The 20,938-nt window shown below is 61.2% G+C and carries 19 protein-coding genes and 1 riboswitch; of the genes, 8 read left to right on the top strand and 11 right to left on the bottom strand.

The features are described 5' to 3' along the window. Nucleotides 1-170: 170 nt before the first annotated feature. On the bottom strand, nt 171-1,019 hold the full coding sequence (gene asd, locus DKK66_RS15640; protein ID WP_207389793.1) for an archaetidylserine decarboxylase: 849 nt from the start codon (nt 1,017-1,019) through the stop codon (nt 171-173). A gap of 187 nt (nt 1,020-1,206) precedes the next feature. On the opposite strand from asd, the gene DKK66_RS15635 reads away from it, so the two are divergent. Together DKK66_RS15635 and DKK66_RS15630 are read left to right on the top strand one after the other, a co-directional pair. After that, complete coding sequence (locus DKK66_RS15635) at nt 1,207-1,755, top strand: NADPH-dependent FMN reductase (RefSeq protein WP_131359566.1); 549 nt, start codon at nt 1,207-1,209, stop codon at nt 1,753-1,755. A gap of 181 nt (nt 1,756-1,936) precedes the next feature. Beyond that, nucleotides 1,937-2,605, top strand: a complete 669-nt coding sequence (locus tag DKK66_RS15630) for a hypothetical protein (protein WP_045847938.1) — start codon at nt 1,937-1,939, stop codon at nt 2,603-2,605. A 45-nt stretch (nt 2,606-2,650) separates the two neighbouring features. On the opposite strand, the gene DKK66_RS15625 is transcribed toward DKK66_RS15630, so the two are convergent. After that, nucleotides 2,651-3,436, bottom strand: coding sequence for an ABC transporter substrate-binding protein (locus tag DKK66_RS15625; RefSeq protein ID WP_052694230.1), 786 nt, complete (start codon nt 3,434-3,436; stop codon nt 2,651-2,653). Between the two features lie 111 nt (nt 3,437-3,547). After that, nucleotides 3,548-4,933 (bottom strand): diaminopimelate decarboxylase, encoded by a 1,386-nt coding sequence (lysA, locus tag DKK66_RS15620; protein ID WP_131359564.1) that lies wholly within the window; start codon nt 4,931-4,933, stop codon nt 3,548-3,550. A gap of 96 nt (nt 4,934-5,029) precedes the next feature. Between lysA and DKK66_RS15615 the strand changes: the two genes are divergently transcribed. Next, on the top strand, nt 5,030-5,926 hold the full coding sequence (locus DKK66_RS15615; RefSeq protein WP_165494191.1) for a LysR substrate-binding domain-containing protein: 897 nt from the start codon (nt 5,030-5,032) through the stop codon (nt 5,924-5,926). A 49-nt stretch (nt 5,927-5,975) separates the two neighbouring features. Here DKK66_RS15615 and DKK66_RS15610 read toward each other — a convergent pair whose 3' ends face one another. Both DKK66_RS15610 and DKK66_RS15605 read right to left on the bottom strand, forming a co-directional pair. After that, on the bottom strand, nt 5,976-6,188 hold the full coding sequence (locus DKK66_RS15610) for a sigma factor-like helix-turn-helix DNA-binding protein (RefSeq protein ID WP_045847980.1): 213 nt from the start codon (nt 6,186-6,188) through the stop codon (nt 5,976-5,978). A gap of 166 nt (nt 6,189-6,354) precedes the next feature. Further along, nucleotides 6,355-7,602 (bottom strand): TIGR03862 family flavoprotein, encoded by a 1,248-nt coding sequence (locus DKK66_RS15605; RefSeq protein WP_131359560.1) that lies wholly within the window; start codon nt 7,600-7,602, stop codon nt 6,355-6,357. Between the two features lie 242 nt (nt 7,603-7,844). Here DKK66_RS15605 and DKK66_RS15600 point away from each other — a divergent pair, with 242 nt between their 5' ends. After that, the gene (locus tag DKK66_RS15600) at nt 7,845-9,473 is read left to right on the top strand and encodes a methyl-accepting chemotaxis protein (RefSeq protein WP_131359558.1); all 1,629 of its coding nucleotides are present in this window, start codon (nt 7,845-7,847) and stop codon (nt 9,471-9,473) included. 157 nt (nt 9,474-9,630) lie between these two features. Further along, nucleotides 9,631-11,016 carry an ATP-dependent RNA helicase DbpA gene (dbpA, locus tag DKK66_RS15595; RefSeq protein WP_131359556.1) on the top strand — a complete coding sequence of 462 codons (1,386 nt, stop codon included), beginning with the start codon at nt 9,631-9,633 and terminating at the stop codon, nt 11,014-11,016. Between the two features lie 109 nt (nt 11,017-11,125). Here the strand turns inward: dbpA and tauD are convergent, their stop codons facing one another. From tauD to tauA, 4 genes are read right to left on the bottom strand one after another with little or no spacing between them, the layout of a single operon-like run. Further along, the gene (gene tauD, locus DKK66_RS15590) at nt 11,126-11,959 is read right to left on the bottom strand and encodes a taurine dioxygenase (RefSeq protein ID WP_062787079.1); all 834 of its coding nucleotides are present in this window, start codon (nt 11,957-11,959) and stop codon (nt 11,126-11,128) included. A 59-nt stretch (nt 11,960-12,018) separates the two neighbouring features. After that, a complete protein-coding gene (gene tauC / locus DKK66_RS15585) occupies nt 12,019-12,900 on the bottom strand; it encodes a taurine ABC transporter permease TauC (protein WP_131359554.1) in 882 nt (293 codons plus the stop codon). Beyond that, nucleotides 12,897-13,688, bottom strand: a complete 792-nt coding sequence (gene tauB / locus DKK66_RS15580) for a taurine ABC transporter ATP-binding subunit (protein WP_045847932.1) — start codon at nt 13,686-13,688, stop codon at nt 12,897-12,899. The genes tauC and tauB overlap by 4 nt, the downstream gene beginning before the upstream one ends. Before the next feature lie 2 nt (nt 13,689-13,690). Beyond that, nucleotides 13,691-14,686: a taurine ABC transporter substrate-binding protein gene (gene tauA, locus DKK66_RS15575; RefSeq protein ID WP_131359552.1), complete on the bottom strand. Its 996-nt coding sequence runs from the start codon at nt 14,684-14,686 to the stop codon at nt 13,691-13,693. A 397-nt stretch (nt 14,687-15,083) separates the two neighbouring features. Between tauA and DKK66_RS20705 the strand changes: the two genes are divergently transcribed. Continuing rightward, on the top strand, nt 15,084-16,190 hold the full coding sequence (locus DKK66_RS20705; protein ID WP_131359550.1) for a methyl-accepting chemotaxis protein: 1,107 nt from the start codon (nt 15,084-15,086) through the stop codon (nt 16,188-16,190). 46 nt (nt 16,191-16,236) lie between these two features. On the opposite strand, the gene mmuM is transcribed toward DKK66_RS20705, so the two are convergent. Then, nucleotides 16,237-17,193 (bottom strand): homocysteine S-methyltransferase, encoded by a 957-nt coding sequence (mmuM, locus tag DKK66_RS15565; protein WP_131359548.1) that lies wholly within the window; start codon nt 17,191-17,193, stop codon nt 16,237-16,239. Continuing rightward, entirely contained in the window at nt 17,190-18,077 is an 888-nt protein-coding gene (locus DKK66_RS15560) for a LysR family transcriptional regulator (RefSeq protein ID WP_197077251.1), read from the bottom strand. The genes mmuM and DKK66_RS15560 overlap by 4 nt, the downstream gene beginning before the upstream one ends. Nucleotides 18,078-18,201: 124 nt before the next feature. Here DKK66_RS15560 and DKK66_RS15555 point away from each other — a divergent pair, with 124 nt between their 5' ends. Continuing rightward, on the top strand, nt 18,202-18,843 hold the full coding sequence (locus DKK66_RS15555) for an NAD(P)-dependent oxidoreductase (RefSeq protein WP_131359546.1): 642 nt from the start codon (nt 18,202-18,204) through the stop codon (nt 18,841-18,843). A gap of 146 nt (nt 18,844-18,989) precedes the next feature. Further along, nucleotides 18,990-19,077, top strand: a riboswitch (glycine riboswitch). 394 nt (nt 19,078-19,471) lie between these two features. Further along, nucleotides 19,472-20,872 carry an L-serine ammonia-lyase gene (locus DKK66_RS15550; RefSeq protein WP_131359544.1) on the top strand — a complete coding sequence of 467 codons (1,401 nt, stop codon included), beginning with the start codon at nt 19,472-19,474 and terminating at the stop codon, nt 20,870-20,872. Nucleotides 20,873-20,938 lie beyond the last annotated feature (66 nt).

The following is a 20,938-nucleotide window of genomic DNA, read 5'->3' as shown; positions in this document are numbered from 1 at the left end:
AGGGATATTGCACCCGACTGCGGCATTACCCCTGCCCAGCCGGGACAGAAGCATGATATTGCATGGATAGCTGTTGCATATTGACTGCACACCCGGCCTCATACCAGTCCGGATACGAAAAAACCCGGCCAAACCGGGTTCATGCACGCCATGTCCAAACCGGATGGCATTCAGACCGTGTCCGCCATGCTCTCGCCCAGACGCACCGGACGTGCCGGTTGCCAGTCCTGCTCAAAATGCAGGCCAGCTGTGGCCGGGAACAGCAATACCACCGTAGAACCCAGCTGGAAACGGCCCATCTCCTCGCCCTTGCGCAGCATGATTTGCTGGTCCTGATAATCCCAATGCTGAATGCGGCCCGGACGTGGCGGATTGACAATGCCGTGCCAGACCGTACCCATGCTGCCAACGATGGTGGCACCCACCAGCGTCAACACAAAACGGCCATGCGGGCCTTCAAACTCGCATACCACCCGTTCGTTACGGGCAAACAGGCCGGGCACACCACGTGCCGTGGCCGGATTCACCGAAAACAGCGCACCGGGCACATAAGTCATGCTGAGCAGACGCCCGTCGCAAGGCATGTGAATGCGGTGGTAATCACGCGGGCTCAGATAAATGGTGGCGAACTGGCCGTCCTGATAGCGTGCCGCCATCTCGGCATCACCACCCACCAGCGCGGTGGTGGAATACGCATGGCCCTTGGCCTGGAAGATCTGATCGGCGTGAATGGCACCAAACTGGCTGATGGCACCATCCACCGGGCAGATCAGTGCGGTATCCGCCAATGGTCGCGCACCGGCACGCAGCGGGCGGGTAAAAAATTGGTTGAAGCTGGGATAGCTGCTGATATCCGGATTGGCCGCTTCGGCCATGTTCACCTGATAGCGTCCGACAAACCAGCGGATGACCGCCGTGGTCAGGCTGCCGGCTTCGGCACTTGCCAGCTTGCCGGCCAGAATGGTTAAAGCCTGCTTGGGCAGAAGATATTGCAGCCATACGGCAAAGCGTTCGGACACGATGTAAAACCTTGAATGCGGACAGCCGCACATTATAAGCTGGACTGCCAGTGAATGCGAAACGCCAAGCTGCATTTGCCTGCACAGCCGGTCACTGACCGTCAGGACTGGAAAGCCATGGATGCGCTAACTAGAATGCAGACGGGCTTTACCTCTTCTGCCCGCTTTCCTCACACAAGGAACCACAATGAGCACACTGAACGTTCTGGCCATTTGCGGCAGCCTGCGCCGTGCCTCCACCAATATGGGTCTGCTGCGCTACGCCAAGGCACATGCGCCAGCCGGCATCCAGATCGACATTGCCGACCTCAGTCAGGTCCCGTTCTACAACGCCGACATCACTGAAAAACCGGCCGCCGTGCAACAACTGCTGGCACAACTGGCAAAGGCTGATGCCTTGCTGCTGGGCTGCCCGGAATACAACTACTCCATGGCCCCGGCGCTGAAAAACGCGCTGGACTGGGCTTCGCGCGAGCCGGACAACAAACTGCTGGCAGGCAAGGCCGTGGCCATTGTGGGCGCTGGCGGCGGCATGGGTACTTCGCGTGCGCAGTACCACCTGCGCCAAAGCTGCGTGTATCTGGACCTGCACCCGCTGAACAAGCCGGAAGTGTTTGCCAATGCCTTTGCCGGCGGTTTTGATGCCGAAGGCAACCTCACCGACGAGCGCCTGCAAGGCCTGGTGGTACAGCAGCTGGAAGCATTGCACGCCTGGGCCACCCAGCTGAAAGCCTGATCGCATCGCTGCACACCCTGCGCTGTTCCACACCCGGCTGCGGGACAGCGCATTATCTTGTTTTTACTCAATTTTACTTCCATCCTGCCGATATACAGACATCTGCCGCAGGCCATACGGCACGCAGACCCGGCGCCATGCACAGGCTGGCGTCCTTCTCCGTTTTCAGCAGGAGCCTCCCATGTCCGTCAACAGCGTCAACAGCAGCCTGTTGCTGAATGCCAGCTACAGCAGCAGCACCATTACCGACAGCAAAACCGGCAATAGCATCAGCAGCAGCACCCTCACCGTGGACGAAGTGGTCACGCTGGGGCAAAACAGTGAAGACAACAGTGCCCTCACCTATGGCAAACCGACCACGGGCAGCAGCACGCCGGTGGATGTACCTGCCTTGCTGGCCAAGTCCAACCAGCAGGTGTCGGATTTCCTCAAGCTGCTGGGCAATCTGGTCCAGCAACAAGGCCTGCAATGGAACAAGGTGGTCAGTGGCGAACAGAAGCTGACGGTTGACCCGCAGACCAAGGCAGAAGCCACCCAGGCGGTGTCGGAAGATGGCGAACTGGGCATCAAGAACACCGCGCGGCGCATTCTGGACTTTGCCCGGCTGGGCATAGGCAACGACCCCGGCAAGATAGATACCATTCGCGCGGCTGTGCAGCAGGGCTTTGACGAAGCCAAGAAGGCATTTGGCGGCAGCCTGCCGGACATCAGCAACCAGACGCGGGATGCCATCATGGCTACGCTGGATGACTGGCAGAAAAACGGCCTGCCGAGCAATAACGACTACACGCTGATCCGCCCGGACTTGCAGCAGGACCAGCAGCAGGCCACACAAAACGCGAGCAGTTGAAGCATGCCCGCAGTCCGTGACCGGGCTGCGGGAACACCAGCCGTGTCAGTAAATATCGCGGCCGAAGTACTGCACGCTCAGCTTCTTGAAAGTGCCATTGGCGCGCACGGCGCTGATGGCCTTGTTCAGCTTGTCCAGCAAGGCCTTGTCTTCCTTGCGCACCGCCATGCCGGCACCGGAGCCCAGCACCTCACGCTCAGCGGCGTTGTCACCATTGATGGACGGGCCGACAAAGGCAAAACCCTTGCCCGGTTCGCTCTTGAGAAAACCCGCTTCCACTTGCAGCTCGTCCTGGAAGCTGGCATCCAGCCGGCCATTCACCAGGTCGGCATAGGCCTTGTCCTGATCCTCATAGCGCACCACATCCATGCCGCGCGGCCCCCAGAACTTGCTCAGGTACATGTCGGCCGTGGTGCCGCGCTGCACGCCTACCCGCTTGCCTTTCATCCCCTCCACCGTGAACCTGAGCGGACTGCCCTTGGCGGCAATCAGCCGCTGCGGCGTACGGAAATAGCGCTCGGTGAAGCTGACCGTCTTGGCCCGCTCGGCGGTAATGGTCATCGACGACATGATCACATCGTACTTCTTGGCCATCAGCCCCGGAATGATGCCATCCCAGTCCTGATTGATCAGGCTGCAGCGGGCTTTCATTTCCTTGCACAGGGCAGCAGCCAGGTCTGCCTCAAAGCCGACGATCTGCCCCGCCGGGTTCAGCGATTCGAACGGCGGATAGGTGGCATCCATGCCGATACGCAGATTGTTCAGGTCCGTCGCTCCCGCTTGCAGGGCGACAGCAGACAACAACACGGCACACCAGGATTGCAGCTTCATCTTCATTCCTCCGGACTGGGTGAGTAGACAAACGCACGACAAGGGACGGCTTGGTGTTATCGCGCCACACCCGTCAAGGGGTGTGGCGGTACGGCAAAAAGGTTCTGACAGTCAGGAAAGGTCACGCTCCAGCAACAGCATGTCGTCGAAGCGTTCCTGACGGCGGATCAGGCGGTACTGGCCTGGCCCGTCAATCAGCACCGCAGCGGAACGCGGCTGGGCGTTGTAGACGGTCTGGTTTTCCAGCTGGTAGGCACCCACATCCAGGAAGGCCAGCACATCGCCCGGCGCACTGGCCTCGGGCAGCAGGAACTGCTCACCCAGCGGGCCATGCCGGAAGTAATCGCCACCGTCGCACAAGGGGCCACCCAGCTTCACGGGCTGATTGTGGCTGTCCGTCATGCGGCTGGCGTTGTAGACATAGAAGTACCAGTCCTTGTAATCCGGAATGGCATTGAAGCCAGCATCCAGCATGCACCACTGCACCTGGCCTTCCACGCTGCCATCCTCGCGCAACAAGGTTTTGCGCTTGGCGGTCACCATGCGGGTGAGCAATACCCCGGCACTGCTCACTACCTTGCGGCCCGGCTCGATGCAGATTTCGATATCCTCACGCCAGGCGTGTACTTCGCGGATGACGGCAGCGGCAAATTCATTGGCGCCGATTTGCGGCTGCATATTGTCCGGCCCGCCCAGGCCACGGTCGGTGGCGTAGCGATATGGTGCCGGAATGCCACCGCCGACATTGATCATGTCAAAGCGCACACCCAGTGCTGCTTCCAGCTGGCGGGCACAATCCACCAGCACACGGGTGGCCGCGCCAAACGGCTCGGCATCCGGCACCTGGTCACCCACATGCATGTGCAGCCCGCACAGCTTTACATAGGGCATGTCCAGTGCCTGACGGCAAATGCCTTCGGCATCGGCCAGATCCACCCCGGACTTGGCGCGGAATGCCGTCATCAGGCCTTCATGGGTAGCGGCCTTGACGTTGGGCTCCACCCGCAGGCAGATGCGTACCGGAATTTGCAGCTGACGGCTGATACGGTCGATGGCCTGCAATTCGTGCTCGCTATCCACATTGATGGCATGCAGTTGCTGGCGGATGGCGAATTCCAGTTCCTCATCACGCTTCACCACGCCGTTGTAGACAATCTGGCTGCCGGCAAAACCTGCGGCCAGACAGCGGCGGATTTCATTGACCGAATTGGCTTCGATGCTGATGCCTGATTCGCGCACCACCTGCAATACCGCCAGCAAGGAGCAAGCCTTGGAGGCGTAGCAGATGCGGGTATTGGCATGGCTGGCAAAGGCCTGCTTGATTTCGTCGACATTGCGGCGAATTTCCGGTGTGGAATACACGAATAGCGGTGCGCCGAATTCTGCGGCCAGCGCGGCCAGCCCCACCCCCTCCATCTGCAACTGTCCATCAGCAGCAGACAGACGGCGGTCGTGTTGCAGGGTGTATTGCCGTTGGGAATCGAAATCGTGATGCATGTGCGCTCCGTCATGTTGTGTTGTTTGTTGCCAAACATACGGAAATCGCCTAGTTTTCACGAACGAATAATTGGCATCAAACCATTCCATTCCGTCATGAATGAAACCCACCACCTGCCCTCGCTCACCGCCTTGCGTGCCTTTGTCACCGTCATCGACACCGGCAGCTTTACCGAAGCTGCACGCCGCCTGTTTCTGACCCAGGGTGCCATCAGCAAGCAGATCAGCCTGCTGGAGCAGCACTACGCCACTGCGCTATTGCAAAGGCAGCACCGGCAGATACGCCCGACACCGGCAGGCCAGACCCTGCTGCCGGTGGCACGTGAGGTGGTACAAAAACTGAAGGAAGTGGACAGGCAGATCAAAACCCGCAGCGACATCCTCAGCCTGCAGGTGTATGTGAGCTTTGCCGTGCGCTGGCTGATGCCGCGGCTGGGCAGTTTTTATCAGCAGCACCCGCTTACCCAGCTGCGCATCGACAGCATGGTGTACGAACCGGAGGTGCTGGACCCGGACAGCCATCAGGCCTATATCCTGTTCGGGCGCGGACAATGGCCGAACATGCAGGCCGAGCTGCTGTTACCCGAGGTGCTCAGCCCGGTGTGCTCCCCTGCCATGCGGACTGAACTGTCCGGTGTGGACAGCCTGGCAGGCCACACCCTGTTTCACACCACCCGCGACTATGAGGAATGGGTTGCCTGGCTGGATACCCAGGGCATACACACGCTTGCCGCCTACAAGCATCAAGTGGTGGACTTGCACCACCTGGCGTGGACGGCGGCTGCCAGCGGGCTGGGGGTGGCGATCGGTGACATGGCCTTGCTGCAGGACGAGCTGGAACAAGGCCGGCTGGTCTGCCCATTCGATAGCCAGTTGCATACCGGATCCGGTTACTGGCTGGTCTACCCCGAGAGTTATGCCGAGCATCCGGGCTTGCAGGATTTACTGTCCTGGCTGCGCGAGCAGGCTGGCGGCATTTGCCACGCGCCATAGAAAAAGCCCGGCATGGAGGCCGGGCGACAAGTCAACAACACAGGAGAAATCACAAAGGCAAATGCGTGGACAGGGCATTGAGCTTGCGCAGTGCCTGACGGAAACGGGTGTGGGCACGGGATACGGTGGATTCGCTGATATCCATCTGCTGGGCGGCGAAGTAGCCGGTCATGCCTTCTACTTCCATCAGCCAGACGGCTTCACGCGAACGCTTTTTCAGGCCGATCAGGTCGGCTACCTGGTTGAAATCGTCGAGTTTCATGGCGCTGATCTCCGACATCATGGGGTGGGGGAATGATGCTCCAGCCAGTGCAGCAGACACTGGCAACCCCGGTAAAACCACTTGCCGGGGCCGGTAAATTCAGCATAGATGCTTGCAAAAAAAATGCACGGACAGTTTTGCAAGCGGGAAGAAAGACCAGGCTGGCTCAGCCGTCCGTTGCGGCCAGCCAGTCCAGCATGCCTTGCCCGGCGGCGCGGCCGCTGGCGAGGCACGCGGTCAGCAGATAGCCGCCGGTAGGGGCTTCCCAGTCCAGCATTTCACCGGCGCAGAATACGCCCGGCATGTCTTTGAGCATCAGCCCGGCGTCCAGCGCCTCCAGCCGGACCCCGCCCGCAGTGCTGATGGCTTCGTCGATGGGCCGCGTAGCGTGCATGGTCAGCGGCAAGCGCTTGATACCTGCAGCCAGCTGATCCATATCGTTGAATGCTTCCTTGCTCAGGCATTCGCGCAGCAGGCCTGCCCTCACCCCTTTCAGGTTCAGGCGGCTTTGCAGATGGCTGGATAGCGAACGCGAACCGCGCGGGTGTTTTACTTCCGCTGCCACCTGTCCGGCACTTTTTTGTGGCAGCAAATCCAGATACACCGTGGCACTGCCATTGGCCAGCAAACTGTCGCGGATGGGCGCGCTGAAGGCATAGATCAGATTGCCTTCCACCCCGTGGCGGGTGACCACGCATTCACCGGTCTTGCGTACGGTATGGCCAGCCAGATCGGTAAACTCCAGCAGCACCGATTTGAGCGGCTCTCCGGCAAACTTGTCGGCAAAGTGGCTGCTCCAGTTGCAGTCAAAACCGCAATTGGCCGGCAGCAAATCGCGCACCGCCACACCACGTTCGGCCAGCACGGGCAGCCAGCTGCCATCCGAACCCAGCTTTTTCCAGCTGCCGCCACCCACGGCCAGCAGCACGGCATCATGACGGGCTTCCTGCTCGCCATCCGGCGTGGCAAAGCGCAGCGCGCCTTGGTCTTTCCAGCCCAGCCAGCGATGGCGCACCCGGAATTGCACCCCGGCCTCGCGCAAGCGCGTCAGCCAGGCGCGCAGCAAGGGCGCTGCCTTCATCTCGCGCGGGAATACCTTGCCCGAGCTGCCGACAAAGGTTTCCACCCCCAGACCATGCACCCATTCACGCAATATGTCGGCATCGAAATCCTGCAGCCAGGCGGCGACCTCGTTTTCCCGTTCGCGATAGCGGCCGAGAAAGTCCGCCTTGGCTTCGGAATGGGTGATGTTCATCCCGCCCACGCCGGCCAACAGGAATTTGCGCCCCACCGAGGGCATGGCGTCATATACCGTCACCGTCACACCCGCCCGGGACAGTACCTCGGCTGCCATCAGGCCGGACGGACCTCCGCCAATGATGGCAACACGTGAACAAGATGGGGATGACGACATGACAACTCCTGCAGCAAGAACAAGGCAAAACCGGCGGGCCGGTCGACAGAGGGCGGATTGTTGCAGAAAACCCGCGTTATCCCAAGCCACATCGTACCCATACGGCCAAAGGGGGAAAAAATTTTGTTTTAAACCAAGCACAGTTAATATGACGTGCGTTACGCTGGCCGCTGTAGCAGGTCGAGACGGCCTGGATAAAAACATAAGCAACAACAAAAGGAGGCGGGGCTCCCGTACATATAATGAAAAAATTTTCCGAATGGCCAATCTGGCTGCGTCTGACCAGCGCCATCTGGTGCTGTCTGGTGGTGGCGTGGAGCGGGCTGATTGCCTGGGAAACCACGGTCAGCCGTGATATTGCGGTATCGCAGGCCAAGGACCTTGCCAGCAGCATGAACGAAATGACGCTGGCCGGCCTCACCGGCATGATGATGACCGGCACCGTGGGTCAGCGTGATGTGTTTCTGGACCAGATCAAGGAACTGTCCGCCGTGCGCGAACTGCGAGTGGTACGTGGCGACGCGGTCAACAAGCAGTTTGGTCCCGGCAACGCCGGTGACAAGGCACACGCTGCGGACGAAGCGGAAAAGACCGCCCTTGCCAGCGGCCAGCCCTACGTAGCCATTGAATCCAGCCCGCAACTGGGCGAACACCTGCACGTGGTGTACCCGGCGCGCGCAGCCAGCAATTACCTGGGCAAGAACTGCATCAGCTGTCACCAGGTGAGCGAAGGTACCCCGCTGGGCGCGGTCAGCATGCGCATTTCACTGGAAAAACCCTACGCCTCGGTGGCGCAATTCCGCAACCAGAGCATCCTGTTTGCCATCATCGCCTCGCTGCCGCTGATGCTGGTGGTGTTCCTGTTCATCCGCCGCTTTGTCACCCGGCCGCTGCAAGCCATGGCAGGTGGTCTGGCTGAACTGGCCAAGGGTGAAGGCGACCTGACGCACCGGCTGGAAGTGCGCCATCAGGATGAAATCGGCAAGACTGCCAGCCTGTTCAACCAGATGCTGGGTTCCATTGCCGAGCTGGTACGCCAGGTTGGCACCGCTGCGCGCAGCGTGGCTTCGTCTTCCGGCCAGTTGAGTCAGGGCGCGGAACGACTGGCCGAGGGTTCGCAAGCCCAGAATCGCCAATCGCAGGATGCGGCGCAGGCGGTGGAGCAACTGGCCCAGCATATTGGCGACATTGCCCGCCATGCCGAACAGGTACTGCAACAGTCGGATGAAAGCCTGCAACGCTCGCAGCAGGGCCGCCAGGACCTGAGCCGCTTGCAACAGCAGGTTGGCGAAATCCAGCAAGCTGTCACCATGATGTCCGAAGCCGAAACCGAGCTGGTGCAATCCACCGCCGCCATCACCGGCATGACGCAGCAGGTGCGCGACATTGCCGAACAGACCAATCTACTGGCCCTGAATGCCGCCATCGAGGCCGCCCGCGCTGGTGAAGCCGGACGTGGCTTTGCCGTGGTGGCGGACGAAGTGCGCAAGCTGGCAGAAAAATCCGCCCTGTCGGCGCGCGAAATCGACAGCGTCACCGACGCGCTGAACAACAAGACCGAAGCCGTGCGCGATGCCGTGGCAGCCAGCCTCACATCCTTGCAGGCCAGCAATCAGTCGGCGGCACAAGTGGCCAGCGTACTGGATGCCGCCAATGACTCGGCGGTGGCCGTCCGTAATGGCCTGCAACAAATCGTGCAGGTGACCGAACAGCAGCGTGAAGCCAGCGAACGCGTGACCCGCAATATCGACAGCATTGCCCAGCTGGCCAATACCAATGACACAGCCATCCAGCACACCGTGCGCTCGGCCGAAGAGCTGGAACAACTGGCAGGCGGACTGAACGACTCGGTGGCCCGCTTCAAGGTGTAGCAGACAGGCAAGAGCAAGCAACGCCAGTGCGCCCCGGCCCACTGGCGTTTTTTCTGTCTGCCAGCGCGGTACAGCCACATCCGCAACAGCCGGTTTGGCCAATACGCCGTCTGCTGTTACACTGCCAGCCCGTTTCTGTCGTGATATCGCCAAGTCCGTGAAAAAAATCGCCTTTTCCAGCCTCACCGCGCTGCCTGAAGCCCTGCTCTCCAACCTGGACAGCCTCGGTTACCACAGCATGACCCCCATCCAGGCCGAAAGCCTGCCGGTGATTCTGGACGGGCGCGACCTGATCGCCCAGGCCAAGACCGGCAGCGGCAAGACCGCCGCCTTCGGCCTTGGCATCCTGGCCAACATCAACCCGCGCTGGTTTGCCGTACAGGCACTGGTGCTGTGCCCCACCCGCGAACTGGCCGACCAGGTGGCACAGGAAATCCGCCGACTGGCACGCAGCATCGACAATATCAAGGTAGTGACCCTGACCGGCGGCTCGCCGATGGGGCCGCAGCGCGCCTCGCTGGAACACGGTGCACACATCGTGGTGGGCACGCCTGGCCGTCTGCAGGATCACCTGTACCGCGAATCGCTGAACCTGGCCGGGGTGAAAACCCTGGTGCTGGACGAAGCCGACCGCATGATTGACATGGGCTTCATCGAGGAAATCGTCGGCATCGTGCGCGCCTGCCCGCGCCAGCGTCAGACCCTGCTGTTCTCCGCCACCTATCCCGACACCATCCGCAAGGCCAGCGCGCAGTTCCTGCGTCAGCCGGTGGAAGTGAAAGTGGAAGCGCTGCACAGCGGCGACCATATCGAACAATGGTTCTACAAGGTGAAGCCGGAAACCCGGCTGGAAACCGTCACCCGCATCCTGCAGCACGTGCGCCCGGCTTCCGCGCTGGCCTTCTGCAATACCAAGGAACGCTGCAAGGAGCTGGTGAAAGACTTGCAAAGCCGTGGCTTCTCCGCGCTGGCGCTGTATGGCGATCTGGAACAGCGCGACCGCGACCAGATCCTGCTGCGCTTTGCCAACAAGAGCACCACCGTGCTGGTAGCCACCGACGTAGCCGCACGCGGGCTGGACATCAAGGAACTGGACCTGGTGATCAATGTGGACGTGAGCCACGACCCGGAAGTGCACATCCACCGCATTGGCCGAACCGGCCGTGGCGAGTTGCATGGCCTGGCCATGACACTGACCTGCGAAAGCGATGCCCGCCGCCTGGTGCAGATTGAGGACTACCAGAAGGCCCCGCTCACCTGGGCCGAAGTGGACGAACTGACCCCAGCGCCGGGCGGCCAGCTGATTCCGGCCATGGTGACGCTGGAAATTGCCGGCGGCAAACGTGACAAGCTGCGCCCGGGTGACATTCTGGGCGCGCTGACTGGTGACGGCGGCATTGCCGGCAGTCATGTGGGCAAGATCAACGTGCTGGAAGGTGCCAGCTTTGTTGCCCTGCAGCGCGACATCGCCCAGCAAGCTTTCGAGCAGCTGTCGGTCAGCAAAATCAAAGGTCGCTTGTTCAAGATGCGCTTTGTCGAATAAGCCTTGCGCGACGCACCATGCAAAAGCCACCCCAAGGGGTGGCTTTTTTGTTTTCCGACAGAAAACCAGAGTCTATTCAGAGTCTGTTCTGAACCTGTTCTGAGTCTGTTCAGAAGGGTTTATCACCCAGAATCGTGGCCCGGTGCATGATGCGACGGTTGGGACGGTAATCGTCCACCGCATAATGACTGGTAGAGCGGTTATCCCAGAACGCCACATCCCCGGCCTGCCAGCGCCAGCGGATGGTGAATTCCGGCCGCGCTTGATGGGCAAGCAGGAAAGCCAGCAAGGCAGCGCCCTCTTCTTCCGGCAACTCGTTGATTTCGGTAGTGAAACCGCCATTGACGAACAGGCCCTTGCGACCGCTCACCGGATGGGTGCGCACCACCGGATGGCTCAGCGGCGGATTGTCGCGCCGCGTCTGTTCCCATTTTTCCCGGTCGGCCGGCGTCAGGCCAAAACGCTTGAGCGGGAAGGTCTTGGTGAAGTCATGCGTGGCGGTCAGCCCTTCCAGCAAGGTTTTCAGCCGGTCGGACAGCGCATCCCAGGCCGCAAAGCTGCTGGCCCACAGCGTGTCACCGCCGAACTCCGGCAGCAAGCGTGCGGCCAGCACCGCAGCGGCAGGCGGTGTTTCGATGAAGGTGACATCAGTGTGCCAGATGGCATTGTCCTTCAGGTCGAAGGCGTCGGTGTCCAGAATCATCACCTGCGGTGCATCCGGATGTTGCGGGTAGATGGGGTGAGTGTGCAGATCGCCAAAGCGGGCGGCAAAGTCGCGCTGCTGGCGCGGGCTGATGTCCTGATTACGGAAGAACAGCACCTGGTGTTGCAGCAGGGCCTGCTGTATCTCCTGTTGCAGGCTGTCAGTCAGCGGCTGCGCCAGATCCACGCCTTCAACAATCGCGCCCAGCGCCGGGGACAAACGGGTAAGAGTCAGACTCATCTTCTATTCCTTGCATCATTCGGTTCTGGCCGCCGCAACAGGCAGCGACCATGAAATCTTCAATCCAGCTGGCCATGCCAGGGTGCCAGTCGCCGCTGCAACAGGCGCAAGCCCAGTTCCAGCGCAAAGGCGATCGCGGCGATGACGGCAATGCCCAGAATCACCACATCGGTCACCAGGAACTGCGCCGCCGACTGCACCATGAAACCCAGCCCGCGGGTGGCCGCCACCAGTTCGGCCGCCACCAAGGTGGACCAGCCGGTACCCAGGCCGATGCGGATGCCGGTGAGAATTTCCGGCAAGGCCTCGGGCAGGATGACAAACCACAGCAACTGGCTGCGGCTGGCCCCCAGCGTCTGCGCGGCACGCAGGCGGTTACGGCTGACCTGCGCCACGCCGTGGCTGGTGGCGATGATGACCGGAGCCAGTACCGCCAGGAAAATCAGCAGCACCTTGGACAATTCGCCAATACCGAACCAGATGACAATCAGCGGCAGATAAGCCAGCGGCGGCACCGGGCGATAGGCTTCAATCAGCGGGTCCAGCAAGCCACGCGCCACCGGGCTGACGCCCATCAGCACACCCAGCGGGATACCCAGCAACACCGCAGCCAGCAAGGCCAGTACGATGCGCTGCAGGCTGGCCGCCAGGTGCTGCCACAAGGTGGCATCCATGAAACCCTGGGTGCTGACGGTGATCAGCTTGGCCACCACCGCTTCGGGCGCAGGCAGAAACAGCGGCGGCACAATGCCGCTGTGCGACAGCCCCCACCAGCCGCCCAGCACTGCCAGCAGGCTGATCAGGCTGAGCCAGCCGCGACGGTATTGCCGCCAGCGAGAGCTACCAGCGCGCGGGCTGGTAACTGGCAGTTCGTCCGGTACGGTTTTGCTGACGGCAACATCAGCCAGTTTTTGTTCCAGTGTCTGTTCCAGTGCATTCATGCGGCAATCTCCTCGGCCTGACGGCGATGGTCGAACAAGGTGGCCAGCAATTGCTCGCGCAGCGCGATGAAGGCCGGATCGGACTTGATGGCCCGCGCTGATTCACCGGCGCGGTAACGCTGGCTGAAGCCCGGGCGCAGGGTTTCCACAATGCGGCCCGGGCCCGGCGACATCAGCACCAGTTCAGTGGCGAGAAACAGCGCCTCTTCGATATCGTGGGTGATCAGGAAAATGCGTCGCCGTGCCTGCTGCCACACCTTGAGCAGCAGCTCCTGCATTTGCTCGCGGGTAAAGGCATCCAGTGCGCCGAAGGGTTCGTCCATCAGCAATACCTGCGAGTGGCTGGCCAGTGCGCGGGCAATCCCCACGCGCTGACGCTGGCCGCCGGACAGCTGCCAGCTGTAGCGACTGCCGGCCTCCGGCAGGTCGACCAGGCGCAGCACCTCGTCGGCCCGCGCCAGCCGTTCGGCCTTGGCCACGCCTTGCAGACGCAAGCCAAACGCCACGTTGTCACGCACGGAAAGCCAGGGCAGCAAGGCGTCGTGCTGAAACACCACGGCGCGGTCCGCACCCGGCCCGGTCACCCGGGCTTCACCAAAGCGCACCTCGCCGCCATCCGGCTGGACAAATCCGGCAAACAGGTTCAGCAAGGTGGTCTTGCCGCAGCCGGACGGCCCCAGTGCCACGGTCAGGTCATCCGGACCGATATCCAGCGACACTTCGGACAAGGCGGGCCGGTCCTGACCGGGATAGCGCACGCTCACCTTGTTGGCGGAGAGGATGGCCATGATTATTTCGCTGCCTTCACAAACTGGTTGCTGACATAGGGGCTGTAATCAGCCTGCAGGCTGTCCACCTTGCCCTGCGATTTCAGGAAGGCTGCGGTATTGGCCACAGCCTGCACGAAAGGCTTTTGCAGCAGGGCAATCTGGTCCTTCTGGGTGAGGAAGCGGTTGCCCTGCAAGCCCAGCACCACGTCGGCCGGAGCCGCACCGGTCAGGCGGCTGATCTTGTCGATATTGTCCTTGTTGGCGATAAAGGCCTTGGGGTTGGCCACATAGCCGGCGATGGCATCCAGCGACACCTTGGCAAACTTGTTGACGAATTCCGGATGGGCATCGGCAAAGTCCTTGCGCACGATCCAGATATCGTAAGTCGGGGCGCCCCACTTGGAGACCTGTGCCGAGCTGGTCAGCACCTTGCCGTTAGCCTTGATCTTGCCCAGTGCCGGGTCCCATACGTAGGCGGCATCAATATCGCCACGCTGCCAGGCAGCAGTGATTTCGCTGGGGCGCAGGTTCAGCACATTTACCTTGCTGGCATCCACATTCCAGTGCTTGAGCGAGGCCAGCAGGCTGTAGTGGGTGGTGGACACATAAGGTACGGCCACTTTCTTGCCGATCAGGTCCTGCGGCTTGGCAATCTTGCTGCCATTGCGCACCACCAGTGCCTCGGCGTCACCGATTTCATCGGCCACCAGGAAAGTGACAATGGGCAGGCCACGGCTGGCGGCAGCGGCCAGCGGGCTGGAACCCAGGTTGCCGATCACCACATCGCCCGAGGCCACGGCGGCAATCACTTCCGAACCGCTTTCAAATTTGCGCCAGTTGATCTGGGTGCCGGTGGCCTTTTCATAAGTACCGTCAGCTTGCGGAATCTTGGTAGGGTCGATGCCGGTCTGGTAGGCGATGGTGACTGCATCACCGGCATGGGCAAGGCTTGCGAACAGGGCAAGGGAAGCGGCGATCAGGGAGAGGCGAACCGTCTTGGTCTTGGCTTGTGTCATGGTGTTTTCCGTTATTGGTGGGTTTGTTTGCTGGACACCAATCTAGCAAGCAGCCACCGGAAAACTAAGCAAGAAAAAACGTTTTACTTAGCAAAAAAATGCAATAGGAAAACCCTGACAGTAATCACAAAAACAGCTGAAAACCCAGCGAGCCGGCCAAAACCGAACAATCGGCTTGATGTGAAGCAAACAGGGGGCAAAGTTTGTTCCGCGGCTATTTAAACCAGAGCGCAGAGAAAATACCATGCAGTTAAAAGCTGGCTTTTCAATTAACAAGGCCCAGGCACTTGTCAGTGCAAATACTTCACCACGACATGCCGAAGCGCAGTAAAGTCATTAAAAATCAAAACAACAGCTTCAATCAAAGAGAACAACCCAACGGTAGCCGGAGACTTTAATGTTTGGTGCAGCAAAGAACAGACGTATCCAGGAATTAGAGCAACAAGTCGCACAGCTGGAACAGGAAGCACGCCTCAATCAAACCCGCCTGCAGGAAAGTGAACAAGCCCGTCAGCAAGCCGAGCAGCAGCTGTCCAAATTGCAACTGACCAGCCAGCGCAATGACAGCTATATCGAACCCTTTGGTGATTTTTGCAGCAGCCTCGCCAGCATCCGCGCCTCGTTTGCCGACCTCGCCACCCTGATGGAAAACAATTTTGGCGCTGCCGCCGATGCCGTCACCACGCTGCATGGCACCCGTGGTGCGGTGGATACCCTGGCGCACAGCTTTGATGAAATCGCCCAGGCACAGCAGAAAACCGCTGAATCCATGGACTCGCTCAACAGCAAGACCGGGCAGATCCGCCAGTTCGTGCAGCTGATCAAGGACGTGGCCGACCAGACCAATCTGCTGGCATTGAACGCCGCCATCGAAGCCGCCCGTGCCGGCGAACAGGGCCGTGGCTTTGCCGTGGTGGCCGACGAAGTGCGCAAGCTGGCCGAGCGCACGGCCAATGCCACCAATGAAATTTCCAGCCTGGTGGGCGATGTGGAAAGCGCCTCGCACAGCACCAAGCAACAAGTGACCGAAGCAGCCGCACAGGTAGCCGGTTACCGTGAAACCGGCATTGAAACCGCCAATGCCATCCGCAGCATGGTGGATGTCAGCGAACAGATGGCACGGGTGATTGCCCAGGGCACCAACACCAGCTTCATGGAAGTGGTGAAGCTGGATCACATCGTGTTCAAGCTGGATATCTACAAGGCCTTCATCGGCTATCACGACCTGCATGCCGACAAGGTGTCGTCTCACCAGCATTGCCGTCTGGGCAAATGGTATTACGAAGGTCGCGGCGCACAGGAATGCAAGGGCAACAGCAACTACACCCAGCTGGAAGCGCCGCACGCCAATGTGCACAACTTCGGCAAGGAAGCGCTCAACGCCTTCCACGCCCACGATTTTGCCAAGGCACAGCAGGCACTGCGCCGCATGGAAGATGCGTCCAGCCAGGTGATGGACATCCTCACCGACATGGAAAACCAGCCCTGTACCCGCAAGATCTGAATTACTTTGTCAGCAGCCTGAAGCCGGTCCTTGACCGGCTTTTTGTTTAACCGTCATTGGCGACAAAGCTGGCACGCAAGGCGGCAATATGCGCGGGGCCGGTACGGCAGCAGCCGCCAATCAGCCGTGCCCCGGCAGCACGCCAGCGCTGCGCCAGTGCAACAAAACCCGCCACACTGGCGCTACCCTGCCAGCAGTGCTGTTCCGTATCCCAGTGCTCGCCGGAGTTGGGGTAGGCCAGCAAGGGCCTGGAAGTTACGCTGGCCGCTTGCGCCAACAGTGCCTCCAGCAGCAATGGATCGGTACAGTTCACCCCCAGTGCCACCACTTGCGGTACGGCGTCCAGCATGGCCATGCAGTCGGCCAGCCGCTCGCCCTGCCATACATGTCCTGCATCGCGGCAACTGAAGCTGATCCAGGCAGGCGTGGCGGGAAATTCCTGCTGCAGCAAGCGCGCCAGCGCTTCGGCCTCCTGCGGGCAGGGAATGGTTTCGCAGGCCAGCAAATCGGCCCCGCTGGCGGCCAGCACAGCCAGCCGTGGACGGTGAAAGTCCATCAGCTGCGCCACGCTCAGGCCATAATCCCCCCGGTATTCCGAGCCATCCGCCAGCATGGCCCCGTAAGGTCCGACCGACGCTGCCACCAGCGGCGCTGTCGCCTCTTCTGGCTGGCCGGCCATGAAGCGTTGGCGCGCCTGCAAGGCCAGATCCACCGACAGCTGCATCAGCCGGGCGGCTTGCAGCCGGTCCAGGCCACGCCGGGCAAAGCCCTCAAAACTGGCCTGGTAGCTGGATGTGGTGATGATGTCGGCCCCGGCCTGCAGATAGTCCAGATGCAGCCGGGCGATGGCCTGTGGCGCTTCCAGCAATACGCGTGCCGACCACAGCGGGTCGGCCAGATCAAAACCGCGCGCCTCCAGCTCGGTGGCCAGCGCACCGTCCAGCAACAGGCAATCGCGTTGCGCCAGCCTGTCCTGCAGCACCGTCAGGCCTGCCCTGCTCATGTCGCCGCTCCCGGTTTTTGCTGCATGCGCTGGCGCAAGGCTTCAATGGCATAGCGCACTTTTGCCGGCTGGGCATCGCGCCGTGGCGTCACCACGAAGATCCCCAGGGCAGGCAAGCGCCATTGCGGCAGCACACGCAGCAAGCGCCCATCGGCCAGTTCCTGCCGCACTTCGGGCTCCGGCTGTATCGACAGGCCCATGCCAGCCAGCACAAACTGCCGCGCCGCCAGAATGTTATTGCTGCTCACCCGCCGCTCCACCATTGGCCGCTCTACCTCGCCAGCTGCATTTTCCATGGTCAGCCAGGTGTGACTGCGCTCATGGTCCAGCATCACCCATTGGTGCTGTTCCAGTTGCTGAGGCGTGGTGATGGCCGGATGACGCGCGAGATAAGACGGTGCCGCGCACAACACGCTCTCCCAGTCCGCCAGATGGCGCGCCACCAGCGAGGAATCCTTCAGATCCCCGGCACGCAAGGCAAGGTCGATGCGGTGCTGTACCAGATCGATCATTTCGTCATGAAAGAACAGCTTCAGGCTCAGGCGCGGATGAGCCGCCAGCAAGGGGGCCAGTGCTTCGGTGAGCATGGGCCCGGCAAAGCCGGTGGGTGCGGACAGGCGCAATTCGCCCACCGGGGCGTCACGCATTTCGTTCAGGCGCTGCTCGGCCAGGCGCGCGGCGGCCAGCATGTCGGCACAGCCCTGATAAAACAGGCTGCCTGCTTCGGTCAGGGTCAGGCTGCGCGTGGTCCGGTGCAACAAGGACACGCCATGTTCCGACTCCAGCTTGCTGATGTGCTGGCTGACTGCTGATGGCGTCATACCCAGCGCACGTGCCGCCGCCACCATCGAGCCTTGCTCCACCACGGTGGCAAACACTGCCATACGGCGCAAGATATCCATATTATTAAGTTTGGCTAAGTTATTAATGCCAGTATCAGCTGATTATCAGCAGGACGGCAAGTCATTACACTGCGATTCATTCACTATCCACCCAAAGGAATGCAAAATGAAAATCGCTCTGATTGGTGCCACAGGCTTTGTCGGCTCTGCCGTACTGCAAGAACTGCTGGCCCGCCAGCATCAGGTTTCCGCCATTGTCAGCCGCCCGGAACGCCTGCCCGCCCACCCGCAACTGACAGCCGTCAAGGCCGATGCCTATGATGCCGCCGCCATTGCCCAGGCCGTTGCCGGACACGATATGGTGATCAGCACCTTCAACCCCGGCTGGGACAAGGCCGACATCCGCACCCTCTTCCTCAAGGGCCATGCCGCCATTGTGGCCGGCGTGAAACAGGCAGGGGTGAAGCGTTTTCTGGAAGTGGGCGGTGCCGGCAGCCTGTACGTGGCACCGGGCGTGCAACTGATCGACACCCCGCACTTCCCCGCCGAATACAAGGAAGGTGCCGAAGGTGCCCGCCAGGCACTGGCAGACTTGCAACAGGAAACCGTGCTGGACTGGGTATTCCTGTCGCCACCGGCCCTGCTGGCTCCGGGCGAGCGCAGCGGTCAGTACCGTCTGGGTGGCGATGCGCTGCTGATGGATGGTGAAGCCCCCGCCGGCATCAGCGTGGCCGACCTTGCCGTAGCCATTGCCGACGAGGTGGAAACGCCGCGCCACAGCCGCCAGCGCTTTACCGTCGCACACTGATTTTCCCGCGTACCCGCCTTGGCCGCCTTGCTCCTGCAGGCGGCTTTTTTCATTAGCCCGCGCATGCTGCAACCGCACATCAAAACCCGCACCAATATTGGCGTTGACAGCCATTCCCGGCTTATCTACAGTGCCAGCCAGCCGTAATGGATGGCGCAGGAGAGATCACCCCGCAGGTGACGCCGAAGGGGTATCGCCCCAGAAACTCTCAGGCAAAAGAACTGCACCATCATCTGGCTCTCTGGAGAGAAGACCCGGGCCTGTTTGCTGCCCTGCGGTCTCGCCGAAGGAAGGTCGCCTGCCGACCACAATCTCTCAGGCAAAAGGACAGAGGGGGCGAAGACTGCGCCATGCCTGCGCGCAGGCTGTCCGGCTGAATTCAAGGGGCAAGCCCCGGCCGCCAGCCACCGCCCGGCACCAGCAGACCCGCGCCCGCTCGCCAACCCCCACCCGGTTACCGGACTTGACGCTTCACGACGCCTGATGGCCGGAAGCAGAACAGTCAGCCTGCACAAAGCATGACACGCTGACACACGACACACGGGCCTGCATCCGCAACCAGGCAGTCCCCCACCCGCAACACCGGCAGCCTGCACGGCAAGCTGCCTGCATCAGACAAGAGAGCATCATGGCAATCAGTGTTTTTGACCTGTTCAAGATTGGTATCGGCCCGTCCAGCTCCCACACGGTTGGCCCGATGCGTGCCGCGCGCCAGTTTGTCGCCCGGCTGGAAAAAGATGGCCTGCTGACGGCCACCCGCCGCGTACGCAGCGAAATGTATGGCTCGCTGGGAGCGACCGGCAAGGGCCACGGTTCGGATACCGCCGTTTTGCTGGGCCTGGCGGGCGAACTGCCCGACATGGTGGATACCGACGCCGTACCGGACATCCTGGCCACCATCCGTCAGGAAAAACAGTTGAAGCTGCTGGGCGAGCACGCCATTGCCTTCAACGAGCCGGACGACCTGATCCTGCACAAGCGCAAAACCCTGCCCTACCACCCCAACGGCATGATTTTTGAAGCCTTCGACGCGGACGGCAACAGCCTGTCCAAGCGCGCCTACTATTCGGTAGGTGGCGGCTTTGTGGTGGATGAAGCAGCCATCGAAGCCGGCTTTGCTCCGCCGGGCGTCACCGAGCTCAAACACCAGTTCAATACCGCCGCCGAGCTGCTGGCACTGTGCAAGGAACAGGGCAAGAGCATCAGCCAGATCATGCTGGAAAACGAACTGGCCTGGCGCAGTGAGGAGGAAGTACGCCGTGACCTGCTCACCATCTGGGGCGTGATGCAAGCCTGTGTCAAACGCGGCTGCCAGCGCGAAGGCACCCTGCCCGGTGGCATGAAGGTAAAACGCCGCGCCGCCGACATGTACCAGAAGCTGCTGGCTGCACCGGAAGCCGCGCTGCGCGACCCGCTGACGGTGATGGACTGGGTGAATCTGTATGCGCTGGCGGTGAATGAAGAAAACGCCGCCGGTGGCCGCGTGGTCACTGCCCCCACCAATGGCGCCGCCGGCATCATCCCGGCGGTAATGCATTACTACGCCCGCTTTGTACCGGGCGCCAGCGAAGACGGCATCGTGCGCTACCTGCTGACCGCCGGTGCCATCGGCATCCTGTTCAAGCTCAATGCCTCCATCTCCGGTGCCGAAGTAGGCTGCCAGGGTGAAGTGGGCTCGGCCTGCTCCATGGCGGCAGGTGCGTTGGCCGAGGTGATGGGCGGCACGCCGGAACAAGTGGAAAACGCAGCGGAAATCGGCATGGAACACAATCTTGGCCTGACCTGCGACCCGGTAGGCGGCCTGGTGCAAGTGCCGTGCATCGAGCGCAACGCCATGGCCTCGGTCAAGGCCATCAATGCCGCGCGCATGGCCTTGCGTGGCGATGGCCAGCATTGCGTGTCGCTGGACCGCGTGATCAAGACCATGCGCGACACCGGCCGCGACATGAGCACCAAGTACAAGGAAACCGCCCGTGGCGGCCTGGCCATCAATGTGATCGAAGTACCGGTCAACGTGGTGGAGTGCTGAGCGCCCTGCCCGTTCTGTGAACCCAGACAAAACGCCGTGGACACTGTCCACGGCGTTTTTCATGGC

This window comes from Aquitalea sp. USM4, from assembly GCF_004328945.1.
Taxonomy (GTDB): Bacteria; Pseudomonadota; Gammaproteobacteria; order Burkholderiales; family Chromobacteriaceae; genus Aquitalea; species Aquitalea pelogenes.
Note: the sequence above shows the minus strand (reverse complement) of the source record. Positions and strands in the feature narration are given on the sequence as shown.